Raw genomic sequence first — 24500 nt, forward strand, 5'->3', positions numbered from 1 at the left:
GGAGATGCTCGCGCATTCGATCCTCTCGGCTGTTGCGCACGGCGCGCGCGTCGACCTCGACCGCTTCGTTCCGCGCGCGCCACATACCGTGTTGCCGACTTATCCGTGGCAGCATGAACGATACTGGCTCGAACAGAGCGTCGAAGGTTATAACCTGCTGAACCGCCGTGCCGATCATCCGCTGCTCGGCTACCGGCTGCACGAGCATGCATTTGCATGGGAAAACCAGATCGATCCGCAGCGCTTGCCGATGCTCGCCGATCACGTTGTCGACGGCGGTGTTACGTTTCCGGGCTCTGGCTATGTGGAGATGGCGCTCGCCGCCGCACGGGTATTCTTCGGCACGCCGGATGCCGCACTTGAAAATCTCGAGATTCGCATGCCGGTGGTGTTTCAGCCTCTGCACGCCAAGCTGTTCCGCTTCCTGATTGACGTACGCACTGCGTCATTCGTGATCGAAACGCGCGATCGCATGAGCGATGCTCCGTGGAACGTGAACGTGACGGGGCGTCTGCTCGCGAGCGGCAACACCCTCGATGCGGACAGCGTCGCCGCACCGCCGCTGCTCGCGTGTCTCGAGGCGTGTTCCTCCATGCCTGGCGACGTGCTGTATGCCAGCACGTCCGCTATCGGGCTGAATTACGGCCCGGCATTTCGCTGGGTGCGTGCCGTGCAGGTGTCCGGAGACAATGCACTGGCCAACCTTGAGATGCCGTCGATCCTCGGTGGCGCACAAGGGCTCGCCGACTATCTGCTGCATCCCGCTCTGATGGACAGCGGCTTCCATCCGCTCTTTGCCGTGCTCGGACAAGCCGGCGCCGCGTCTGCCGATGCGCGTGCGGCGTTCGTTCCGGTTCAGATCGAACGGGTCGACTTCCTGCGTGGCGATTCGGTGCGGCGTGTGCTTGTCCGCGTGCATCGCCGCAGCCCGCATTCGATTGTGGCGTCGTTCACATTTCTCGATGCGCACGATGCGATCGTTGTGCGCCTGTCGGGGTGCCGCCTGCGCCGTGTCGATCTGCTGGGCCGCCACCACGCCCCGGCGCGTTTCGCGTACGCGCTCGAAGCGCGGCCGCTGACCGGCAATTTCACGGCTGAGGCGCTGCCGGCGCCCGCCGCGCTCCTCGAACGGGCGAGCCTGCAGGTATCGTCGCGCGAGGACGGCGAGCACCGCACGCGGCATTTGATGGAAACGCTGCCGCTGCTTGACGTGCTCGCGGGCCTGTATGCGCTCCACGCGCTCGACGAACTGAATGTGTTCGCATGGCCGAACCCGCAGGCGCAATCGAATCAGCCACTGTTGACGCGGCTTGCACAGATTGTCGTCGAAGATGGGCTCGCCCGTTTCGAGGGCGAGCGTCTTGTGCGTGACGATGTGGCCTGCGCGGCCATGCCGGCGCAAGCCGTGTTGTGGCGCGAGGTGCTGGCGTCGTCTCCGGCGCATGTCGCCGAATTGACGCTGCTCGCGCACGTTGGCGCGGCGCTGCCGCGCGTGCTGGGCAATGCGTCGCCAGACACGCTCGCACTGCTTTCGCCGACCGGGCGCAGTCTCGTCGAACAGTTTTTCGATGCATCGCCGACATGGGCACATACGCGGGCGATGCTTGCCGCGTGCGTCAACGAGGCGCTTGCCGCGTGGCCGCGCACGCGTCGTCTGCGCGTGCTGGAGGTCGGTGCGCTTAGCGGTGACGTGCTGCATTCGCTCGACCTCGACGCGCCGGTCGCACTTTGCGAACACGTGCTTGCCGGCACGCATCAGCAGCTTGCCGCGCTCGACTCCGAAGCGGCCGCGCATGTGCAGACGCTGCTGCTCGCGGAGAATGAGCCGCTCTTCGTGAGCAGCAGCGACGCCGCGCCGTTTGACGTGATCGTCGTGAACCGGATGCTCGGTGAACAAGCGGATCCGCTCCGCACGCTGCGTGCGCTGGCTGAACGGCTCGCGCCGGGTGGTCTGCTGGTTCTCGCCGACCTGCAGCGTAGCCGCTTTTCTGACATCGTGGTCGGCGTGGCGGGTCGCGACATCGGCGTCACGTCCTGCGAGACCCTCACACCCGCGAAGCTCGTGTCGCTGTGCGAGCACGCGGGTCTGCGAGACGTGATGCGTTACACGGAGCGAGGCCTCGACCTCGACGGCGCGACGGCGCTCGTGGTTGCGCGCAAGGAAGCGGCCGAACTGTATCCGACGGTTGTCGCGGCGCCCTCGCGGTCGTGGCTGATCGCGCGGGACCGCGGCGACGCGTTTAGCGCCGCGCTGGCAGCCGAGCTGGTTGAACAGGGTTGCCATGTCGACGTGGCGCCCATGCGCGACGCTGCGGCTTGGCTGGCGAGCCAGGCGACGCCTGCCCAGATCGTTTTTGTCGCGCCGCTGGTGCCTCTCGACGACGCCAGCGGCACGGATCTCATGCACGCGCAGCAGGGTGGCGTTCTGGCGCTCGCCGCGCTCGTGCGTGGACTCGACAAGCTTGGCGTGGCTGAATCCGCGAAGCTGAGCGTGGTGACGCGAGGTGGCGCTCCGTTCGCCGGTGGCGCGTCCACCCAGCCGGACCAAGCGAGCCTCTGGGGGCTCGGCCGCGTGTTGGCGAACGAGTATCCGACGCTCTCGCTGCGCCTGATCGACGTCACGCCTGCCGCAGGGCACGAGGCATCGCAACTGGTGCGTACGTTGCTGGATAACGACGGCGAGGAAGAAGTGCTGCTGGCACCGCAGGGCCGCTACGTGCCTCGCATGTTGCCGGCGCAACAGGCTTCACGACAGACGGCATGGCACGTGGCCGATACCCGCGAGCCGTCGCCTGCGGTACTCGCGTTCGGCATGCCGGGCTCGCTGCGCAATCTCGAGTGGTTTGCCTTGTCGGAGCGCGAGCTGGGACCCGGTGAAGTGACGATCGCACCGTGCGCGACCGGCCTGAACTTCCGCGACGTGATGTATGCCATGGGGTTGTTGTCCGATGAAGCGGTCGAGACCGGCTTCGCGGGTGCGACCATCGGAATGGAACTGTCTGGCAGGATCGTGGCGGTCGGCCCGGGCGTCGAAGATTGGGCGCCAGGCGACGCGGTGCTCGGTTTCGCGCCGGCCTCATTCGCAACGCGCGTGATCACGCGTGCGACGGCCATTGCGCGCAAGCCTGAGTTGATGTCGTTCGAAGAAGCGGCCACCATCCCGATAACGTTCTTTACCGCGTATTACGCGCTGTGCGAACTGGCGCGTCTGCGACGCGGCGAACGCGTGCTCGTGCACGGCGGCGCGGGCGGCGTCGGTATCGCGGCGATTCAGATTGCCCGTCATCTCGGCGCGGAAGTCTTCGTGACGGCCGGTAGCGACGAGAAACGTGAATTCGTCCGGCTGCTGGGCGCTGATCACGTGTTCGACTCGCGCAGTCTGGCGTTCGCGGACCAGATTCGCGAGCGCACGCAGGGCGAGGGCGTGGATGTCCTGCTCAATTCGCTCGCGGGGGAGGCGATGGTGCGCGGTATCGACACGTTGCGGCCATTCGGCCGTTTCCTCGAACTGGGCAAGCGTGACTTTTACGAAAACAGTCAGATCGGCTTGCGTCCGTTCCGCAACAACATCAGCTATTTCGGCATCGATGCCGATCAGCTGATGGGTGTGCGGTCCGATTTGACGACCCGGCTGTTCCGGGAAGTGATGGACCTGTTCGCGACCGGCGTTCTGCATCCGCTGCCGTATCGCGCGTTTCCTGCGGCGCGTGCTGAGCAGGCGTTCCGCTACATGCAGCAGGCGCGTCAGATCGGCAAAGTGCTCGTCACCTATCCGTCGGGCACGCCGGCGCCGGCGCGTGGTGCCGCGCGGCCGGCGTTGCAACTGGACTCGCAGGCTGCGTATCTGATCATAGGCGGCACCGGCGGACTCGGTTACGCGAGTGCAGGCTGGATGATCGCGCGCGGCGCGCGTCATGTGACGCTCGCGAGCCGCAGCGGGGTGCTCGATGTCGCGCAACGACAGGAGGTCGGGCGCTGGCGCGACGAATACGGCGCGCTAGTGTCGGTGGCGTCGTGCGATGTCACCGATGCCGTAGCGCTCAAGCGTCTCATCGACACGATCGAAACCAGCGGTACGCCACTCAAGGGCGTCCTGCACGCCGCGATGCGCATCGACGACGGACTGCTGCGTAACGTCGATGACGCGCGCATGGCGGCCGTTCTCGAACCCAAGGTGGCGGGCGCATGGAATCTGCATCGCGTGACGCAGCGCTGCACGCTCGACTTCTTCGTGCTGTATTCATCGGCCACGACCTATCTCGGCAATCCCGGCCAGGGCGCGTACGTCGCGGCAAACAGTTTCCTCGAAGGGCTGGTCGGGCATCGTCGCGCGAGCGGGCTGGCGGCTACTTTCATGGCGTGGGGGCCGATCGACGATGTCGGCTTCCTCGCGCGCAACAGTGCGAAGCGTGAGGCGCTGCAGGCGCGTATCGGCGGCGCGTCGATCACCTCCGACGAGGCCTTGGCGGCACTCGAACAGGCGTTGATGAGCGGCGTTGCTGGCGAGGCCATCGTGCGTCTGGACTGGTCGGCGATCGCGCGCGGCATGCCCGCGGCACGGGCGCGCCGCTACACAGCGCTGCAGGTCGGCGACGCGGCCGAGGCCGCGGGTGAAGACGGCGCGCTGCTCGAACGGCTGCGCGCGCTGCCGAAGCCGGAAGCCGTTTCGATGGTCGAGGCGGTTTTGCGCAGCCAGATCGGACGCATCCTGCATATGTCGCCGGAGCGCATCGACCTCAACCGGTCCGTCCTCGACCTTGGCATGGACTCGCTGATGGGTATTGAGCTTGGCATGGCAGTCGAGGAATCGTTCGGCGTGAAACTGTCGATCATGGCGATCGCAGAGGGGGCGACAGTGCATACGCTTTCCACGCGGATCGTCGATCTGCTCAACAAGTGTGATGCGGATGCGGCTAGCCCCGGCGGAGCGGCCGCGACCGACGTGCGAGAACGAGGCACGTGCGATGCGCGAGCGTAATCGGAATCAGGATCAGGATCAGGATCAGGAACATCAGGGAGATAGGACATGTCAGTCGACGCCGGCGTTTGCCGAGTAAAGCTGCCTTCAGGTTGGCAAGCCAGCGAAGGAACGCTCGCCCGGCCTCTCGAACTGTCGGGGCGAGGGCTACATACCGGGCGACGCGTGAACGTGCGGATTCTGCCCGTGGCGCCCTCCGGCGAGCGGCACGGCATTGTGTTTCGCCGTCTCCGTGACGGGCGTGAGCTTGGTATGATCGCTGCCGATCCGGCATTGCGCCAGAGCCAGCCACTGTGCACGATGTTGCGCGCAGCCGACGGTGTCGGCGTGCGCACGGTCGAACATCTGCTTGGCTCGCTGCTGGTCTGCGAGATTGATCACGCGATCGTCGAACTCGACGCCGAGGAGGTGCCGATTCTTGACGGCAGCGCGCAGCCGTGGATCGATGCGATCATGGCCTGCGGACGCACTGCGTTGCCGCAGCCTAAACGCTTTCTCCGCGTGCTGAAGCCGGTGAGTGTCGCCGATGGTACTGGCGCCACGCGCCGCGAGATGCATGTCGAGCCCGCGGACGAGTATGTGCTCAGCGTCTACAACAACGACCTCAAGGACTTCGGCGACATGGAATGGTACGGCCGGCTCACACCGCGCGCGTTCGCCGATGAGATCGCGTCGGCGCGTTCTTACGGGCAGATCAAATGGGCAGTGCCGGCGATCGTCGTCGGCTATTTGCGCGGGGTGCCGATTTTGCGTGGCGCGCGGACGTCCTGCACGGCGTCGATCGTCGGTAAGCGTGTGGTTGGCGGCTTGCGTCAGCCGGACGAATTCGTGCGCCACCGCGTGCTCGACCTCGTCGGTGATCTTGCGCTAGCAGGTGCACCGCTGCTCGGGCGGGTCACGGCGCGACGGCCGACACACGAGATGAATTACAGGCTGCTCGCCACGTTGCTTGGCACGCCCGGCGCGTGCGAGTGGGTCAGCGCGGACGCGTGAGACGGGCAGGCGGGATAGAGAGGCTGGAAAGGAATCACATGGCACTCGGAGAACACATTCGCCAGCAGTTGGCGGCAAAAGCCCTGCAACGGCGACTTGAGCGCACGACCGAAGCGGCCGCGGCGTCCGGCACGCCGGTTGCAGAAGTAGCAGGAACCGAATCGGCGCGTAGTCGTTTCGAGGCGATGCCGCAGTACCAGCAGGTTCGGATCATGCGGGAGATGGGTGAGACGCTGCGCGTCGCGTCGCCTTTCTTTCGCGTTCACGAGGGCGCGGCAGGCGCGACGACGCAAATCGGCGGCCGCGAATACTTGAACTTTGCGAACTATAACTATCTCGGTCTTGCCGACGATCCCGTCGTCGCGGCGCGCGCCAAGGCGGCGATCGACCGGTATGGCACGTCCGCGTCGGCGAGCCGTATTGTCGCGGGCGAGCGGCCGGTACATCGCGCGCTCGAGCATGCGCTCGCCGCGTTCTACGACACCGACGACTGCGTCGCATTCGTGAGCGGCCACGCCACCAACGTGACCGTGATCGGCGCGCTGTTCGGGCCGGGCGACCTGATTGTCCACGACGCGCTCGCGCACAACAGTATCGTGCAGGGTGCACAACTGAGTGGCGCGAAGCGCCTGAGCTTCGCGCACAACGACTGGCAGGCGCTCGACGAATTGCTCACGCGAACGCGTCGCGACTACCGGCATGTCCTGATCGCGATCGAAGGGCTTTACAGCATGGACGGTGACCACCCCGACCTGGCGCGATTCTGCGAATTGAAGGAACGTCACGGCGCATTTCTGATGGTCGACGAAGCCCATTCGCTCGGCGTGCTCGGCGCGTCGGGCAAGGGCATTCGCGAGCAGTGCGATATCGACTCAAACCGAGTGGATCTGTGGATGGGGACGATGAGTAAAACGCTGGCCGGCTGCGGCGGTTTCATTGCCGGCTGCCAGCCGCTCGTCGATATGCTGCGCCACTTCGCGCCGGGCTTTCTGTATAGCGTGGGGCTTGCCCCGGCGCTTGCCGAGGCCTCGCTTGCGGCGCTCGAATGCCTGCTTGCCGAACCCGAACGCGTCGTGCGGTTGCAGGCGCGCGGTCGCCAGTTCCTGACCGAGGCGCGTGCTGCCGGGCTCGATACCGGGTTGAGCCAAGGTTTTGCTGTCGTACCCGTCATCACCGGCAGTTCAGTGAAGGCGGCTCAATGGGCAAACGCGCTGTTCGACGAAGGCGTCAACGTGCAGCCGATCTTCTATCCGGCCGTAGAAGAAAAAAGCGCACGCCTGCGTTTTTTCATTTGCTCGACGCATGCGCCGGAGCAGATCAGCCGCACGGTTATCGCCTTGTCGAGAATCGCGGGGGTCGCACGCTGAGGACAGCGATGTCGCACGAAGGGTTCCGGTGCAAATCGGAGCCTCCGGTAGGTTAAGGTCGGTTTTTGACGAGCCCGGGCAAGCTATGAGTAAGCTGGCAGACATCGACAGGCTGTTCAACGGCCGCCACTTTGACCGCGAAGTGATCGTCCTGTGTGTGCGTTGGTAGCTGAGCCTTCGAGGCCTCGTTGAAATAATAGCGGAGCGCGGGCTGTCGCTGGCGCGCTCTACGATCATGCGCTGGGTCAAACGCTTCAGGAGTGCGGCCATTGCGATATCGGGCCTCGAGTTGATGCATCGCATCCGCAAAGGTCACACGGTTGCACCTCAAAGATACCACTGCGCCCGCTGTCTGGAAGGCAGTCCTTTCAGCATGATGATGCAATGGTGAATACGCCGTTCTTCACTCACGCCCGTAATTTGCACCACAGCCGACTAAACTTCACCCCTCTCCGCCTCAAACCGATCCAACTCCCCCAACAACCGCTGGATCTGAAACGTCTGCAACTCAGTCAAAGGGAACTCATCCTGTATGCGTTGCAGCCGCTTTCGCCAATACGCCGGTGGCAGCACAGGTTCACCACGAAAGGCGCGCAGCGACGGCGCCATCACTCGCGTCACGTGCGCGATGTCTTCATCCATTGTCATGCAAGAACCCCGGAAGACCTCGTTGTTTAGTTTTGGCCTTGTTCTATGCGCGCGCCTGGTTGAAAACGACTTGGTCTTAGGTATGCAAGCGGCGAAGTCAATGGTAAGAAATCACAATCGTTAGGTCAAGCATTCCTACGACCATTCGCGCAGAAGGTGTGTCGAATCGCCCTTGATTTCAGGGATATTTCGATCGCGGAGAGATTTGAAGCGATAGTTTTCCGCGCCTCAAATAAGTGCGCGTTGACCAAAGGTTTCGCTTCGACATGACGCGTATTAAACGCTTCAAGTTAGTGCTTCCAAACCTCAAGACGCAGACAGGAAAACAGAGGGCCGTTGAAAGCAGAATAGCTCTGCAACGTTAGGCTATTCGTTGCGCGCACCACTATCAGTGTGCCGAGCGAGCACCGACAAGCTGGCGAAATCAGAGCTGGAGCCCAACTCAACCATCACCTAAAGCGCATTCCCCCGCGGCGGAATTGCATCAGCTTGCGCTTGCGCCGGTCTACCCGCCACCCACTCCCCCTCCGAATAACTAATCCTCACCGGCGGCACAAACCAGGCAAGACACAATCCAATCAGCGCCGCTGCGCCCGCCACCAGAATGCCGATATGAATCGACTGCACGAGCGCATCGCGCGCGGAATTCATCATCGCATCGCCTGCATGGCCGGCGCTCACCAGACGATTGATCAACGCGGCCTGCTCCGCGCGATCCACCAGCAGTTCGGGACTCGCAAACGATTTGAACCACTGCGTCGCCTGATACGAAGCAAGCGAGCGATGTACCCCTTGCGTATAGAGATGCCCAAGCAACGCACCGGTCATCACCGTGCCCAGCATCCCACCAAAAGTACGCAACGATTGCAGCAATGCCGTCGCCGCGCCGAGCTGATCGCGCGCGACGATCTGCTGCGAACAGACCGTCAAACTGGTCGCCACCAGACCGAGCCCGAGACCGCTGATGCCCATGCACGACATCCACACCAGATGCGGCTCGTTGCCTTTGAGCGCGATTACACCCAAACACGCGAGTGCGGACAACGCGAATCCAACATACATAATGCCGTTCGCGCGACGGATCCGCGTGACGATACGATTATTCACCACACTGCCGACTGTCGTGCCAAGCAGCAGTGGCGTTATCAGCATGCCGGAATCGTGGGCGGACATCGCGTAACCGCCCTGAAACAGCAGCGGCACATAAAACACCAGCGAAAACAGCGCGAAACCGCCAAGTACCGACATTGCGAAGAGCGCGGACAGTTTGCGGTCCATCAGCATATCCACTGGAATGATCGGATACTTCATCCTCCGCTCCCATAGCCACAGCGTTATTGCAAAACCCGCTGCAACGACGGCCAGCACGATCGTTATCGTGTCGAGGCCGTACTTAGGAAGCAATTCGATCAGCAATTGCAGCGAGCCGAACGTGACCGCGACTACGAACGCGCCGAGCCAGTCGAGTCGCACGGGGCCACTGTGCCGTAGATGACGTAGGGGCGGCAAAAAGCGCTGCACGAACAACAACGACACGAGGCCGACCGGTACGTTGACGAAAAACACCAGGCGCCAGCCGCCGTATTGTGTGAGCACGCCTCCGAGCGTCGGCCCGACCATATTGGCGACGCCGAACGCGGACGTGACGAACACGAGCCAGCGTAACCGCAGCTTTGGATTGGGGAACAGATCGGCAACGGTGGCGAACACCGTGCCGATCAGAATGCCGCCGCCTATCCCTTGCAAACCGCGCGAAATCACGAGCAGCAGCATGCTGGTGGCGAACCCGCACAATACCGACGCACCGGTAAACAACAGAATCGCGGCGATCAGAAACGGCTTGCGACCGAACAGATCGCCCAACCGTCCGAAGATTGGAATGGTGATCACCGAGGCCAGCATATAAGCCGTCGCGACCCATGCGTACAGATCGAAGCCCTTCAGATCGGCAACGATGCGCGGCAGCGCGGTGCCGACGATAGTTTGATCGAGCGCGACCAGCATCGAGACGAAGGCAACGCCAAGCATCGCCAGCAGCGATTCGCGAAACGGCAGCAGTTGTCCGCTGGGTAGCGGCGCGTCGAGGCTGGGCGTCATAATGGTTCTGCTTGCGCTCTTGTTTGCATGATTATTTGCGTGCGGCCTGATGCGCACCCAATGCCGCACCGAGGTCTTCGTCAGTCATCGCGGGGAAGACGCTCATCGTCAGCAGGTCGCCCCACTCGAGCGCTAGCGCCGATAGTCCGCGCGTATCTTCCGCCTCGACCACGGCAAAGCCATGCAATCCTCCGATCGCATGCCAGCGCCCGAGCAATTTGACACCTTCAGGCGGCTGTCCGCCGGTTTTCATGAATCGTTCGATGACGGAATTTTCCGCAGTCGGCAGACCAGCCCATTGCACGATGAATTTCATTTCATGTCTCCAAGATGGTTCGACGATGGCGGTCCGTGGCGCGCCGTTATCGCTGCTTGCGCGGCGTGACGTTTCTGCATACCTCGCACCGCAAACATATCCATGCCAGACGGCCGTCCGAATTGCGCGTGCTATGAACGACCGGAACAAAACCACGTGGCATCCTAAACATCATAGGTGAGCGTGCGGTCTTTAACGTACGCTGCGTACGGACATTCGCCAGGTCGATTGAACAATGCTCCCGCCGTTTGAAAAAGCGCGGCGGGCGCGGTCGTTTCCAATTGCGGGCGTCTCGCGCGTCCTATAAGAAGGACCTTTTAAAACGGCTGTCGAAGATGTCGGTATCGATCAGGTTCAAAGTGCGCCATGCAGTGTGCCGGAACCGCCGGCACGCATACGAATGGCAAGTGGAGCAAACGCCAATACGTCAAACGAAAACGGCACGCGCGTTAAGCGCGTGCCGTTGCTATGAGTGTCTGATCGGAGGCCTAGCTATGCGACGAACTCGGCGACGCGATAGAAACGGGTACGTCGACAATGGCCTGGTGCGCTGCGGGAAAACCCGGCGGATAGTCGACCACGCGTGCCGATCTCGGCACCAGCTGCACGGCGACGCTCGCACGCGCACCGATTCGTGCGCCGCCGACAATGGCGGCCATCGCCTGGCGGTCGAGTTCAACGCTGTCGGTGAGGTCTTTGATAACGAGCTTTGCCATGGCGGCTCCAGGGAAGCGATAGAGCGGGCGGCTGGTGCGGTTGCCCAGCCGTCGCCCGGGTGTGTTTTTAAATGTGCGGAGGTCTCGTCGCACTATCAGTATAGGAAATCTGCTCGCAGCTCGCCTGCCGGATGTGAGCCGGCAACAGTAGAGAGGGCCCCGGTCCTTCGCTACTGCATGCCGTTAAACGTTGGCGTAATTGGCGGCCCACAGCGACGGGCTGACATTCAGATTCAACGGCACGAAGCCGGCGCCGATCACGCCGATGTTGTTGAGGGCGGCAACATTGACGTTTTGTATCTGGCTGAGGTTCTGGTTCACCGAGACGTTGACATTGGCGATGCCGCCAAGGCCGGCCACGGAGGGCAGGCCGGGCACGCTGCTGCCCGTGCCGCCGGCCACCGCCGACATTGCGCGGCGGTCGAGTTCGCGGGTGCGGGATAGATCGCGAATCATGAGGGATGACATGGTGGTTCTCCAAAGGTGCGCGGAAGACGGGCGTGATCGGCGCGAAGCGGAAATTGCCGAGGGCTTCTCCGCTTCGCCGAATCAGGCTTTAGACGTTGATGTTGTTGCTCGACGTGACGGAGGGATTGATCGTCGAAGTGAGTCCTGCTGCGAACGCGACGTTGTTGCCGTTGGCGTTCTGGATGTTCATTTCGTTGCTGATCAACTGCGTGGCGCTGACCTGCTTGCTGTTGTTCGGCGCGAACACCGGGCTGATGTTGGTGTACGACGTGCTGGGGTAGCCAAAGCCGAAGCCGAGGCCGCCACGTACGGCGCGCATGGCCTTGCTGTCGAGTTGTTCGGTGATGGACAGGTCTTTGATCATCAGGGTGTTCATGGTAAATCTCCTGGAAGGGAACATCACAGTGTTGCGGTTGGGTTCGAGCATCTTGTCTGCTCGAGTGTCACTAACGCATGGGCTGTGCCAGTTTTACTCTCCTCTCCTAAGAAAGTTGGCGAATGCCTGATGCACAAGGCTTTCGCGTCATGCCACCGCATCGAAACAGCAGCCGAGCCGCTAGAGGACGACTCGCGGCTGATGGTGCGGACCCAACAACGCATCGGATTCTGTTGGATGTCGCAAGACACTCGCTGGCCGTGCCCGCAGCGGGGCAATCCTGGTTTGCGAAAGACCGGGTCGGGAGCTAGTATCGAAGCGGCGCATGTAACTGGTTACGACAGGTTTTCTATCGGCCCGAAAGGCTCCGGTCGCATGCGATCCGGCCCAACGGCAGCGGGGGCGTTTCGCACAAATGGCTAGCCTTGCGCATGTGATTCGCGACTATCAGAGCGGCGAGCTGTCACGCGACGAGTTCGTGGCTCAACTCGACAGCACGTTGACGACCGATGGACTCGATCGCACGCAGCTGCTGGACATGCTCGGTGCCGCGCATCGCAAAACCCCTCTTCCCGACGATCTCTACGCCGAAGTGCGGCGGCGCATCGAACAGTTGCGCGTCTCGAACGTGGCGGCCGGCGGCGAGGAGACCGGCATGCAGACCACCGTCGAGATACCGTCGGTGCGCTCTGCCAGTGCAGCGAACGCGGCAAGTCCGGCAGGCACGTCGAGCGCAGCCGGTGCCGCAGGGCATGATCAGATCAAAGGCATCGGCGACACGCTGAACAACCGCTTCGTCCTCGAAGAATGTCTGGGTGTCGGCGGGATGGGCACGGTGTACAAGGCGCTGGATTTGCGCAAGCTCGAAGCGTCGGATCGCAAACCGTATCTCGCGATCAAGGTGCTCAACGTCCAGTTCCGCGGTAATCCGAATTCGCTCGTCGCGCTGCAACGCGAGGCGCGCAAGGCGCAGGTGCTCGCGCACCGCAACATCATCGCGGTGTACGACTTCGATCGCGACGGACCGATCGTCTACCTGACGATGGAGTATCTGACCGGCAAGCCGCTGAGTCAGCTATTACGCACGCCGGGCTACAACGGAATGCCGGTGCGCGCCGCGCTGCCGATCGTGCGCGGCATGTGCAATGCGCTCGCATATGCGCATGAGCACGGCTTCGTGCATTGCGATTTCAAGCCCGCCAACGTCTTTCTCACGACGAATGCCGAAGTGAAGGTGATCGACTTCGGTATTGCCCGCGTGTTTCAGCGGCCCGAGGAGGAGAGCGACGCAACGGTCTTCGATCCCGGCAGCCTTGGTGCGTTGACGCCCGCGTATGCGAGTCCCGAGATGATCGAGCATCGCGAGCCGGACCCGCGCGACGATATCTACGCACTTGGTTGCATTACCTACGAGTTGTTGACGGGCCATCATCCGTTCGATCGATTGTCGGCGACGCAGGCGCGCAATGCGGACTTCAAGCCGCAGCGTCCGCCCAATCTCGATGCGAAGCAGTGGCGCGCGTTGCGGGCCGCGCTGTCGTTCGATCGCAACACGCGCATGCCGAGCGTCGCGCGTTTCATCGCGGAGTTCGACAACGAAGCGCGCGCGGAGAAGTCGGGTACGCTGGTCAAGGCGGGATTCGCGGGTTTCGCGCTGGTGTGTGCGGCGATTGTGGGCGTGTTTGCTTTGCGGTCGGCGCAGAATCGTCAAAGCGGCACGCAGCCGGCTGCGGCGGCTTCGGAGGCGTCAGCGGATCAGGTGGCTTCGGCGGCCACGAATGCGCCTGAGTCATCTGCCACCGCCGGACCCGTTGCCGGAGACGCTGCAAAGTCAGCCGCAGGCTCATCTGCCGGGACAACCACAGCGCTGACCACCGCGCCAACCGTCGCAGCGTCCGCGGCACCGCCGCCGCCCGCGCAGCCTTCTGCGCCGCCCGCGCCCAAACCCGCGTTGACCTTAGCCACCGTCGCGCCGGTTTTGGCACAGGTGCCGTGTTCGGCGCTGTCCGCCTCGACAGAAGATCATTCGTTGACGGTGCGCGGCTACGTCTCGCAACGCTACGGCGCGGCGCATCTGAAGGACACGCTGACAGCATTGCCGGGCGTCGATACGCTGACGCTCCAGGTCGAGCCGCTCGCCGACGACAAATGCGACACGATCAAAGCGCTCGCTCCCTATTGGACCCGAAACTGGCAAGCGGGCCACGTGGCGGCGCTGCATGTGAGGCCACCCAGTGGCCTGCTGAGCGAAGGCGATTCGCTGGTGGTGGACGTCACCACGCCCGCTTACGACTCGTACGTGAACCTCGATTACTACCAGCTCGACGGTAGCGTCGTGCACATGGTGCCGAGTCCGCGCGCGAAGGACAATCAGGCGCCCCCGCACTATGCGGCCACCATCGGCAGCGCGGGTGACTGGATCATTTCGAAGCCGTTTGGATCGGAGATGGTGGTGCTGTTGATTACGCCGGCGCAACTATTCGACAAGCCGCGGCCCGAAAGCGAATCACGTGCCGATTATTTGCGGGCACTGGATGCGCGGCTTGCGCAGATCGCCGGCAAATACGGTCAGGATCATATCGTCGCCGATTTCGCGCCGATCACGACGAAGCCGCGCACACCCTAAGCTGTCGCCGCTTTACTTTTACTTGAGGTCCTTCACCACCCGGAAGCCATCCTGCGACTGGCGCACGCTCGAACTGTATTTGAAACGGGTCGCGCTCAGCATGTAACCGCCGCCTTCGCGCCACGAACCACCGCGAATCACCCGCATGTCGCAACTGGGGCTATCCCATGCGTGGCCGTCGGTGGGCGCGCCCTGGTAAGAGTTGTGCCAGCAATCGGCGACCCACTCCCAAACGCTGCCGTTCATGTCATACAGTCCGACCGGATTCGGCGCGAACGAGCCGGCGGCTTCGGGTCCGTCCTTGTGCCACGGATCACCGCAGTCTTTGCAATTGGCGTTGCCCTTGCGCATCTGATCGCCCCACCAGTATGCCGTTGTGGTGCCGCCACGGTCCGCGTATTCCCATTCGGCCTCGGTGGGTAAACGGTACGGTTTGCCGGTGGTTTTGCTGAGCCACTTTACGTACTGTTGCGCGTCCTCCCAACTGAGGTCGCGTGCCGGCGCAGCTTTGTTTGTATTGCTTTCGGGCGTCAGCTTTTGACAGGCGTTTGCTGCGGCGCACGCATTCCACTGCTCGACGGTCACTTCGTATTTACCAATGGCGAACGGCGCGCCAATGGTCACGTGATGGACGGGTTTTTCGGAGGGGTCGTCGGTGTTGCTGCCCATCGCGAATGCGCCCGCAGGCAAGGCGATCATGATCGGGCAGGTGGCGCAATCACGACTTTCGCCGGCGCTTGGCGGATGTGCGGTGGATTTCTGTGCGATTACTGGCACGGAAGGGGCCGCGGGTTGGGCGGTTGGCGTAACTGGCGGTGGCGTCGTCGGCGTGGCGGCGCGTGGGTGCTCTTGTGGCGCGGCGCTGGCCGGTGCGGCTGGCCGTGCGGCTTGGGGCGAGGGTGCAACCGGCGGCGATGCGGACGGTGCGCTCGCTGCTCCAGCAGCGCGCAGCCGATCAATGCGCGCGTGGGCGAGCGCGGCGAAGCGGCCGTTCGGATAGGCCTTCAAATAGGCCTCGTAATCGCTTGGGTAGTTACTGTCCTTGATGGAGTCCCAGAAGGTGATCTCGTACTGCTCGCTGCTGTCCTTCGGCAGAATGCCTCTGCTGTGCAGCACGGCAAGTGTGTCGTCGCCGGTAGCGGATAGAAGCGACGCACGGGCGTCGCGAGATACCGGTTCGCTCAGACTCGCGTCCCTTGCAAGCGAAGAGACTATCCACGGCGTTTGTTCACCGCCGGTAACTTGGCTAACCCTCGCCGCGACGCGTCGAAACATGCCCGCAAATTCGCGTGATGAAGAAGGTTCGTTGAGCGCGCGCAGCAATGCGTCTGTATAGATGCCGTGTCGTATGCCGTCCGCTGCAAAGCCGCCAGGCACGGTTGCGTAGGCGACCAGGGTATTCGCGGGCAACGTGGCCGTGTCGAGCGATACGTCACGGGAGAACGGATTGTTCAGACACGTATCGAGAATCACGAGATTGAGCGCGCCGGCACGTGGTGCGCGCATCGCCTGCAATACAGTACTCAAATCGATGCCTTCGCTGACCAGTCGCGCCGGCACGCGTGCGTCGAGACCGGCGGGCACGAGCAGCGTTTGCTGCCCGATCTGCATGCCGTGTCCCGCAAAATAGAACAGTGCGACGCCGCCTTTCTGCAGGCGTTGGCGGAATTCGCCGATCGCTTGCCGCATTTGCTGCGGCGACGCATTGGTGCGCATGATGACGTCGAAGCCGTGCGCACGCAGTGTGTCGCGCATGGCTTCAGCGTCGCGAGGCGCGTTACCGCTAATCGGGTCCGCCGGGTCACCGTACGCGCCATTGCCGATCACCAGCGCGATACGCGCCGGTTGCGGATTGTCCTTGACCGGTATGAGCGGCACGAGGGACGCCGCCGTCGAACGCGTCGCGGTAGCGCCATGCTCCGCGCCGTCACGCTGCGCCGCGGCATAAACACTGCCCCAATGCGCCTGAATTGCCCCGACCATGCACACCAGCAGGAATGTTCGCCACATATTCGTATCCTGTTTGTTCCGGACAGAACATAGGGTTTCGACGACCGCGACGCCCGCATCAGCCGTTGAAGTGAATCGGGCGCAGCATCGACGCCGCGATCGACTTTCCATCGACAACCTATGAACAACGATAGCACGCGGTTTGCGCGTCACAATGATCAGCGCATCGTCTATGCGTTATACGGTTAACGAGTATGGCGTATCTTTTTGACAAGTTACGTCCTAAGCTAATTCACAAAGTAACGCTGTACGGCCGTTTTAATAAAGCGGCTGCTCATTCACGTCGACCCCTCACGTGAACCCACGTGCAACTACGCGAGCGCCCGCGACATCCAGCCGGAGCGTCCGGTCTGCGCTTCGCGCAGCCGAGGCCGCGATGGTTATTCTTCGGGAGAGTGCGCAATGCGAAGAACCCTCACACCTGGCGTGCTCGACATACGTCATGGAACGAAGGCGAGCCTTGCAACGTTCTGTGCGGTTTTGTGCGCAGCCTTTTCTGTCCTGCTCGGTATTGCGCTAACGTCCGGGTCCGCGTTTGCTGAACAAACGCCTTCGCCGCCGGGTGCGGAGGAGTACATCATCTGGCCGTCGGATGGCACGGTGATTCATGGCGGCAAGCTGTGGGTACGCATGGGATTGCGCAACATGGGTGTGTGCCCGAAGGGCGTGGCGGTTCCGAACACCGGGCATCACCATCTGCTGATCGACACCGACCTCCCGCCGCTCGACCAGGAAATTCCGTCGGATCGCAATCACCTGCATTTCGGCGCAGGTGAGACTGACGCGCGCATCGAGTTGCCGCCGGGCAAGCACACCTTGCAACTCCTTCTCGGCGACCACAACCACGTGCCGCATGTGCCACCCGTGTATTCGAAGAAGATCACCATCACCGTGCTAAAAGACTAGGGCGTCCCGTTCGTTCAAAACGGGTCCGTCAGGACGGAGAGACCAACATGTACAGGATCATCGCGCTTGCGGCGCTCGTGGCACTTGCGACATTGGCGTCACTGGCCTCGCCGAATCTCGCCACGGCGGGCACGACGCCGTCGCCGGCCGGCGCACACGCCTATATCGGCTATCCGAACGATGGCCAGGTGGTGCCGGCCAATAAACCTTTTCGCGTGTGGTTCGGCCTGCGTTATATGGGCGTGGCGCCGAAGGGTGTCAAGTATCCGAACACCGGGCATCACCATCTGCTGATCGACACCGACCTGCCGCCGATGGACCAGGAAATTCCATCCGACCGCAACCATCTGCATTTCGGCGCGGGCGAGACGGAAACGATGATTCAGCTGCCGCCGGGTAAGCACACGTTGCAACTGCTCATGGGTGACGACATGCATGTCCCGCACAACCCGCCGGTGTACTCGAAGAAGATCACCGTGATTGCGCGCTGACGCGGTGTCGACACATCAACGCGGTCGTTTCGTTTTAGTGTGTCACGTCACAACCAACACAGTCGCGCGGATTGTTGGTTGTGATCCACCAGCTCCAATCGGCCGCATCGTAGGCGTCGCGCTGCATCTGGCGGCACACCATCCCCGAAACCCTTTATCTACGGCCATTCAGACGATTTCTTAGGATCGGAAAGCAAAACTGGCACAGCCCATGCGTTAGTGACACTCGAGCAGACAAGATGCTCGAACCCAACCGCAACACTGTGCTTTTTCCCTTCCAGGAGATTTACCATGAACACGCTGATGATCAAAGACCTGTCCATCACCGCTCAACTCGACAGCAAGGCCATGAGCGCCGTGCGTGGCGGCCTCGGCTTCGGCTATCCGTCGTCGTCGTTTTTCAACTACTCGCCCGTCTATGCACCGAACAACAGCAAGAGCGTCAGCGCCACGCAGTTGATCAGCAACGAAATGAACATCCAGAACGCCAATGGCAACAACGCAGCATTCGTCGCCGGCGTCACCACCACGATCGACCCGCATGTAACGTCAAGCAACAACATCAACGTGTTTTGAACGGCGCAGGCCGCCGCGGAGGCTCAGGCCTCCGCGGGACGCGCAAGCTCGGGTAACCGCAGCGCGTCAAAAAGATTTCGCATCCAATCGTTCTTTCCACACGACCCCAGCATCACCGCCCGATTCCCGCGCCGACCTTCTTGCACTGCTTCGATGGTGAAGCAGTGCAGGACATGCTTTACTTAAACAGCGCGTTCTCCTCGTGCAACGTAGCCGGTGTCATCGGAGAAAATCGTGTCAGTGTCGCTTGATTCAACGGTCCGTCAGCGCTCTTTCAATGCCTCAGTGGATTGCTGCCCTGACCGCCGGCACGCGAGCGCGAGCCGCATGGCTGCGGCGCTGCGCGGGCTTTGCGCAGCAACGGTCTGCGCACTGTCGCTGAGTGCGTGTATCGATGTCAGCATGCCCGATTACAAGCGGCCCGATACGCCCGCCAAGGCGTCGTGGTCGGATCAGAAAGGCTCGCCGGTATCGGCCGCCGCGACCATCGAACCGGACTGGTGGAAAGGCTTCCACGATCCGTATCTGGACACGCTGATCGCGAAAGCGATCTCAGGCAACTTCGATATCAAGGTGTTGGCCGCCCGTATCGACGTGGCCGGCACGCAGATCGGCGAGGCCAAAGCCGGCGCGTTGCCGACCATGGATCTGGGTGGCGGCGCCGATTTCGAAAAGAGTACGGGGCAGACGTTTGCCAAGCAGTACAACGTTGCGACGCAGGTGAGCTGGGACATCGATATCTGGGGCAAAGTGGAGAAGGGCGTGCAGGCGCAAAAGGCCGAGTTTCACGCCAGCGAAGCGGATTGGCGCGCTGGTTATCTGGAACTGGTGGCGAACGTTTCGAGTACCTACTTCCAGATCCTGCAATTCGACGACCAGATCGAGCAGCAACAACAAACGCTCGTCACGAACCGACAAATTCTCGCCATCTACGACGGCCAACGCCGCAACGGTCTCGTACCGCAAACACAGGTATTGCGCCAGCAGGCCGAGATCAACCGTCTAACCAATCAGTTGCTCGAATTGCGCCGCTCGCGCGATGTCGCGAACAACGCGTTGTGCACATTGCTCGGTGTACCTGCGGGTGAGTTCCAGTTGCCCAAAGGGCATTTGCAACAACGCGTGCAATTGCCCGTGGTGCCGGACGGCCTGCCCGCGCAACTTCTTGCGCGCCGACCCGACGTGGTGGCCGCCGAGTTCAGAGTACTGGAAGCCTACGACCTGGTCGGACAGGCCAAGCTCGCGCAATTGCCCACCATCAACCTCACTGGCCACGGGGGCACGGCGAGTTTCGCACTGACCGATTTACTGAAGTCGTTCACTTACGGATTCATGCCCAGCATCAACATTCCGCTGCTCGATCCCGGCGTGCGGGCCCATGTGAAGGTCACGCAAGCGCAATCGACGGTCGCCGAACAGCAGTACCGCGTAGCCGTCATGGGCGCGTTCGAGGAAGTGGAGAACGCGCTGGTCAATCTGAATTCGCACAAGGCGCAGCGGGTGGAATTGCAGCAGGAGGTGTCGCGTTTGCAAATCGTCGCCGATCAGATCCAGTCGCAATTGCGCCTCGGCGTAGTGTCGCAACTGGAAGTTTTCGAAACCGAACGGACGCTGCTGGACGCGCAGCAGGAACTGCTCGCCAACCATCAGCTGATTCTGTCCGACACGGTATTGCTTTATAAGGCGCTGGGCGGCGGTTGGCCGAGCGTGGATGTGCAAACGGAAGTAAAGGAACACTGAGCTAATCCGAGGCGTGGCGTAGCTCGGCTGCATATGACGCATGAATGGCCCTTATAACCGACGATCTGAAAATTGACACTTGCCATGCGTGACTTAAAATTTGTAAGAAGCCCGGTTCTGTCCGGCTCCATGGTACGTCCGCTATTCGCCGTAGTTCTTCTTACCGTTCCTGCCGCGCGCTCGCCGCAGCGGGTAAACGATTAGTGATCCAGATAAAATGACTGCCGGCGAAGCCCCGATTGCTGAGATGCGCGCGACACAGGACGCCACTTTCGACGTGGTGCTGTCGCCGGTTGCGTCTGAGCAGCGTCCCGCGCTCGACGCGATTCGGATCGTCGACAGTCTGTTCGCGATCGGCCGCAGCGAGGCGCCGTTTACCGACTATCCCGCCGAACGCATTACCCGCCTGTCGCGCCGCCATGCGCGGATTTTCACGGAGCATGGCGCCGTCTACGTCGCCGACCTCGGCAGCAAAAACGGCACGACGCTCAACGGCAATGCCGTGCGGCAAGCCCCCGCGCGGGTGCGTGCGGGCGACGAATTGTGCTTCGGCGGCGAGCTTTGCTATCGCGTGAGTATCGAGCCGCGCGCACGAATCGTCGCCGCGCGTGCGGCGCCCGCGCCCGGTTTGTTGCTGGTGCCGCAGCGCGACGACCTTGAGCTTCAGCCGATCGACGTGCAGGCGTTCCCTTTTCTCATCAGCAAGGCGGACGAGATCTTCTCGCGCTACAAGAATCGTTATCCGCATCAGGTCAACTACATCTCGCGGCGTCATGCGCACATCTTTCTGAAGGGCGGTGAACTCTACCTGGAAGATCTCGGCAGCACCAACGGCACATTCGTCGGCGGAAAGCGGCTCGACGAAACCGCGGTGCCGCTTGTGGAGGGGGACCTCCTTGCATTTGGCGGCGACCACTTCGTCTACAGGGTGACGCTGCAGAAACCCCCTGAAGTCGAGCCGACCGTGACCCAGCTATTTCTCAATCCCGCGACCGACGAGGCTGCCGATGCCGATAAGACCACGTTCGTGGGCGCCGCGCATTCGTTCCTCGATATCTTTTGCGTGGACCCGGGGCTGCAACGCGAAGACGAGGTCAACGAAGCGGCGCAGGCCGCATCCGCGCACGCGAAGCGCGACACACCGACAGGCGGCGCGAATGGCATGAAGAGCGGCCCGAAGAACGGCACGTATGGCGCAAACAGCACGCAGGGAAAACCCGGCGCAAACGGCATGCACGGAGCGAACGCAACAAAAGGCCGGCCGCAGCGTTGGCGTCTGCTCGCGGGAGAACTCAGCAGGGCCTTTGCGGGTGGCGATCACACTATGTCGCGTCGCGCCATGTGGTGGAGTGGCGCGGCCTTCGCCATTCTCGTGGCCATTGCGCTGACCCTTTACATGCGCGGCTCATCGGAGCGCGAGTTGAGAAACCTGCTGGCGAGCGGCGATTACACCAGCGCAGTGACGGCGGCAAACGGCTATCTGTCGAAGCATCCCGCCGACACGAAAGTCAGTGCATTGGCGAGCGAGGCGCTACTGAAGGCGAAACTTCCCGGCTGGCTCAATACGCTGCAAAAAGCGCAGTTCGACCAGGCCGACGCGCAGCTCAAGGAGATGAGAGCGTTGAGTGCGAACAATGCGGACGCCGCCTCTCTGGTCGGCGAGTTGCAATGGGTGGGCGATCTGGAGCGCTTCGTGGCGGGACGCGGCGGGGTGGACGCGCCGATCCGCATGTACGCTGACGAGGCCACCATTAGCGGTCTGCTGCAACGCTGGGACGATGACGCCAGGAGCCATCAGCGCGCACTCGACCGCATCGCCTCGTACGTGCCCGTTTTTGCGGAGCCGTACGCGCAGGCGCTGAGCCATCTGCGCAAACTGGAAAGCGACGACTCGGTGTATCTCGCCGCGATCGACCGCCTGAACGGCACCATTCGCACCGAACTGGCGCGCGACAAACCCGACGCGCTGCCTGCCGTTCTCGACGATTACGCGCAGCGCTATCCGCGTCTTGCCGGCCTTGATCGCGTGCGGGAAGATTTGCGCCATTACACCGATGTGCTGAACGCGGCGCTCGGTCGTCAACTGACGCCGTTGCTTGCGTTGCTGAAGACGGTGCATTTCACCACGCCGCCGTTTCAGGCGCAGTTTCAGCAACTGTCTGCTAGTCGTCTGCCGTCGCCGGACGTGATCCAGCGTCATGACGCCGCGACTGCCGCCTGGCAACGCGGCGATGTCCAGCAGGCGCTAGCGGATTTGCAGGCCATGCCTGCCGGACCGTGGTCCGACGTCATCGCCGCGGAACTGGCGCACAAGAAAGCACTATTGGACCGGTTCACAGATTTGCAGAAGACGCGCGGCGGCAAGGATTATGACGAGCGCCTGCTGTCGTTCTACGCCAGTCTCGATCCGGTGGCGGATGTGTGGTTCGTGCAATCGATCCAGAAAGACGTCGCCGCACTGCACGACAAGGCGCTGGCGCGCGCCCAAGACCTGATGCTGCGCGCGCAGAGCCTGTGGAAGCAATATCGGGCGAGTGGCCCCATCGGCGGCACGCAGCGGCTGGAAGCGGGAATTTCGCCCGGCTTTCGCAGCGAGGCGCGTCTGCTTTCCGATGCGCAGTCTGCTGCGCAACAGGGCATGCGCATCTATACGCAACTGAAGGCGGATCATCCCGCCGACTTCGACCGCCTGCTTACGGATATCCAGGCCGAAGCGGATTTACAGCGCCGTTCGCTGACCGAGTTGCGCATGGTGCTGGACCCCGGGCTCCTGAAGGCGAAGCTGGCGTTGATTGGAGGCGAGCAGAGTGAAGCGCGACAATCACCCTAGACCGTTGTCGGAGGCGCTGGAGGATCACAGCGTCGAAGGCATCGCGATTCTGACCGCCGAACCGGTGCGGCTTGCGCGTGCGCTGATCTGGGCGATGGTTGCGCTGGTGGTGGTCGGCTTGCTGTGGTCTTTCGTGGGGCGTGCGGACGTGATTGTCAGCGCGCAAGGCACGCTCTCGCCGGAATCTGAAGTGCGCCGCATCTACGCGCCGATCGACGGTGAACTCGCTGATCTGTACATCGCCGAGGGGCAGCCGGTATCGAAGGGCGACGTGTTAGCGCGGCTCAATGCGCGTGGCGCGATCGAGGCTGCCAGTAACGCGCTGCAGGCGCAGCTCAAACTCGAAGACGCCGAGCGCGACTGGAAGCAGTTTCCGGAGAAGAAGGCGCTGATGGAACGCAAGGCGGCCGCGCTGAAGGCGCAGATGGAAGTGGAAGCCCGTCAGCACGAAAATCGCATCTCCGAAGGCACGACCAAGCTCGCCGAGGGCCAGAAGGCCGAACTCGACGAAGCCCGCAGCGTGCTCGACAATGCGCGTCGCACGCGCGAGGCGGCGCGTCAGGAGCTGGATCGCTACTCGCGGCTGTTCGCGCAGCCAGGTGGCGGCGGCATCGCCGAGCTGCAGGTGGAACAGAAACGAACCGCCGCGATGGAAGCGGATAACGCCTACCGTGTCGCCCAATCGAAACTCGCGGAACTGGATTTCCGCCTGAGCCACGAATACGCGCAGGCCAATGCCCAACTCGAAACCAGCGGGCAGCAGACCACCGACCTGCAACTCCAGTACGACTCGGCGGTGCGCGACATCACCGACGCCGAAGACAAACTGCGTCTGCAACTTCAGACCGCACGCCTCGTGGCCGAAGCCGCCGCGCGAATCCGCTTCGAGAACATCGACAAAGACAACTTCCTGCTGATCCTCGCGCCGGTTTCCGGCGTCATTACCGACGTGACTTCGACGCAGCGTGGCGACAAGATTCAGGCGAACGCGCCACTCGGCGGCATCGCGCCAAAAGATGCGAAACCCGTGCTGAAGATCGAAATCGCTGAACACGATCGTGCTTTTCTGCATGAAGGCCAGCCGGTGAAGCTGAAATTCAATGCGTTCCCGTATCAGCGCTATGGGTTGATCACCGGCACGCTCGCCTATATTTCGCCGGCCACCAAGCCCTCCTTGCAGGACAAGCAGCCGGTGTACGAAGGCCGCGTCACGCTCGACAGGAACTACTACCAGATCGCCGACACCCGCTATCCGCTGCGCTACGGCATGACGGCCAGCGCGGAGATCGTGGTGCGCGAACGGCGCCTGATCGATCTGGGGCTCGATCCATTCAGACAGGTGGCGGGATGAGCGCGCCGATC

General features: G+C 62.4%; 17 protein-coding genes and 2 pseudogenes. 11 read left to right on the top strand and 8 right to left on the bottom strand.

The window, feature by feature from the left end:
* The 4 genes and pseudogenes from PQQ95_RS12915 to PQQ95_RS12930 all read left to right on the top strand — a co-directional run.
* A partial coding sequence (locus PQQ95_RS12915) for a KR domain-containing protein (RefSeq protein ID WP_408437770.1) occupies positions 1-4978 on the top strand: 4978 nt, incomplete at its 5' end.
* A gap of 48 nt (positions 4979-5026) precedes the next feature.
* Positions 5027-5971 carry a UDP-3-O-acyl N-acetylglycosamine deacetylase gene (locus PQQ95_RS12920; RefSeq protein ID WP_408437771.1) on the top strand — a complete coding sequence of 315 codons (945 nt, stop codon included), beginning with the start codon at positions 5027-5029 and terminating at the stop codon, positions 5969-5971.
* Positions 5972-6009: 38 nt separating this feature from the next.
* Positions 6010-7338 (top strand): aminotransferase class I/II-fold pyridoxal phosphate-dependent enzyme, encoded by a 1329-nt coding sequence (locus PQQ95_RS12925; protein ID WP_408437772.1) that lies wholly within the window; start codon positions 6010-6012, stop codon positions 7336-7338.
* 85 nt (positions 7339-7423) lie between these two features.
* Positions 7424-7594: pseudogene (locus tag PQQ95_RS12930) on the top strand (IS6 family transposase); the annotation flags it as partial.
* Positions 7595-7773: 179 nt separating this feature from the next.
* On the opposite strand, the gene PQQ95_RS12935 reads toward PQQ95_RS12930, so the two are convergent.
* From PQQ95_RS12935 to PQQ95_RS12960, 6 genes are all read right to left on the bottom strand, one after another.
* A complete protein-coding gene (locus tag PQQ95_RS12935) occupies positions 7774-7986 on the bottom strand; it encodes a hypothetical protein (RefSeq protein ID WP_408437773.1) in 213 nt (70 codons plus the stop codon).
* A 453-nt stretch (positions 7987-8439) separates the two neighbouring features.
* Positions 8440-10083 carry an MFS transporter gene (locus PQQ95_RS12940; RefSeq protein WP_408437774.1) on the bottom strand — a complete coding sequence of 548 codons (1644 nt, stop codon included), beginning with the start codon at positions 10081-10083 and terminating at the stop codon, positions 8440-8442.
* Positions 10084-10114: 31 nt separating this feature from the next.
* Positions 10115-10399: a DUF3303 domain-containing protein gene (locus PQQ95_RS12945; protein ID WP_408437775.1), complete on the bottom strand. Its 285-nt coding sequence runs from the start codon at positions 10397-10399 to the stop codon at positions 10115-10117.
* 488 nt (positions 10400-10887) lie between these two features.
* Positions 10888-11115, bottom strand: coding sequence for a hypothetical protein (locus PQQ95_RS12950; protein WP_408437776.1), 228 nt, complete (start codon positions 11113-11115; stop codon positions 10888-10890).
* 183 nt (positions 11116-11298) lie between these two features.
* Positions 11299-11583, bottom strand: a complete 285-nt coding sequence (locus PQQ95_RS12955) for a hypothetical protein (RefSeq protein WP_175049081.1) — start codon at positions 11581-11583, stop codon at positions 11299-11301.
* Between the two features lie 88 nt (positions 11584-11671).
* Positions 11672-11959, bottom strand: coding sequence for a hypothetical protein (locus PQQ95_RS12960; RefSeq protein WP_408437777.1), 288 nt, complete (start codon positions 11957-11959; stop codon positions 11672-11674).
* A 415-nt stretch (positions 11960-12374) separates the two neighbouring features.
* Here PQQ95_RS12960 and PQQ95_RS12965 point away from each other — a divergent pair, with 415 nt between their 5' ends.
* Entirely contained in the window at positions 12375-14585 is a 2211-nt protein-coding gene (locus PQQ95_RS12965) for a serine/threonine protein kinase (protein ID WP_408437778.1), read from the top strand.
* Positions 14586-14603: 18 nt separating this feature from the next.
* On the opposite strand, the gene PQQ95_RS36620 is transcribed toward PQQ95_RS12965, so the two are convergent.
* Together PQQ95_RS36620 and PQQ95_RS12975 are read right to left on the bottom strand one after the other, a co-directional pair.
* The gene (locus PQQ95_RS36620; RefSeq protein WP_494471478.1) at positions 14604-15701 is read right to left on the bottom strand and encodes an SUMF1/EgtB/PvdO family nonheme iron enzyme; all 1098 of its coding nucleotides are present in this window, start codon (positions 15699-15701) and stop codon (positions 14604-14606) included.
* Between the two features lie 87 nt (positions 15702-15788).
* A pseudogene (locus PQQ95_RS12975) lies at positions 15789-16706 on the bottom strand (caspase family protein); the annotation flags it as partial.
* Positions 16707-16997: 291 nt separating this feature from the next.
* Between PQQ95_RS12975 and PQQ95_RS12980 the strand changes: the two are divergent.
* The 6 genes from PQQ95_RS12980 to PQQ95_RS13005 all read left to right on the top strand — a co-directional run bounded on the left by PQQ95_RS12980 (position 16998) and on the right by PQQ95_RS13005 (position 24489).
* Positions 16998-17501, top strand: coding sequence for a DUF4399 domain-containing protein (locus tag PQQ95_RS12980; RefSeq protein ID WP_408437779.1), 504 nt, complete (start codon positions 16998-17000; stop codon positions 17499-17501).
* 47 nt (positions 17502-17548) lie between these two features.
* Positions 17549-17992 (top strand): DUF4399 domain-containing protein, encoded by a 444-nt coding sequence (locus tag PQQ95_RS12985; RefSeq protein WP_408437780.1) that lies wholly within the window; start codon positions 17549-17551, stop codon positions 17990-17992.
* A 291-nt stretch (positions 17993-18283) separates the two neighbouring features.
* Positions 18284-18568, top strand: coding sequence for a hypothetical protein (locus PQQ95_RS12990; RefSeq protein ID WP_408437781.1), 285 nt, complete (start codon positions 18284-18286; stop codon positions 18566-18568).
* A gap of 327 nt (positions 18569-18895) precedes the next feature.
* A complete protein-coding gene (locus PQQ95_RS12995; protein ID WP_408437995.1) occupies positions 18896-20308 on the top strand; it encodes an efflux transporter outer membrane subunit in 1413 nt (470 codons plus the stop codon).
* 217 nt (positions 20309-20525) lie between these two features.
* Positions 20526-23138 (top strand): FHA domain-containing protein, encoded by a 2613-nt coding sequence (locus PQQ95_RS13000; protein WP_408437782.1) that lies wholly within the window; start codon positions 20526-20528, stop codon positions 23136-23138.
* Positions 23116-24489 carry a beta-barrel domain-containing protein gene (locus tag PQQ95_RS13005; RefSeq protein ID WP_408437783.1) on the top strand — a complete coding sequence of 458 codons (1374 nt, stop codon included), beginning with the start codon at positions 23116-23118 and terminating at the stop codon, positions 24487-24489. Before PQQ95_RS13000 ends, PQQ95_RS13005 begins: the two co-directional genes overlap by 23 nt.
* The last annotated feature ends 11 nt before the right edge of the window (positions 24490-24500 follow it).

This window comes from Paraburkholderia caffeinilytica (assembly GCF_046030355.1).
Taxonomy (GTDB): domain Bacteria; phylum Pseudomonadota; class Gammaproteobacteria; order Burkholderiales; family Burkholderiaceae; genus Paraburkholderia; species Paraburkholderia caffeinilytica_B.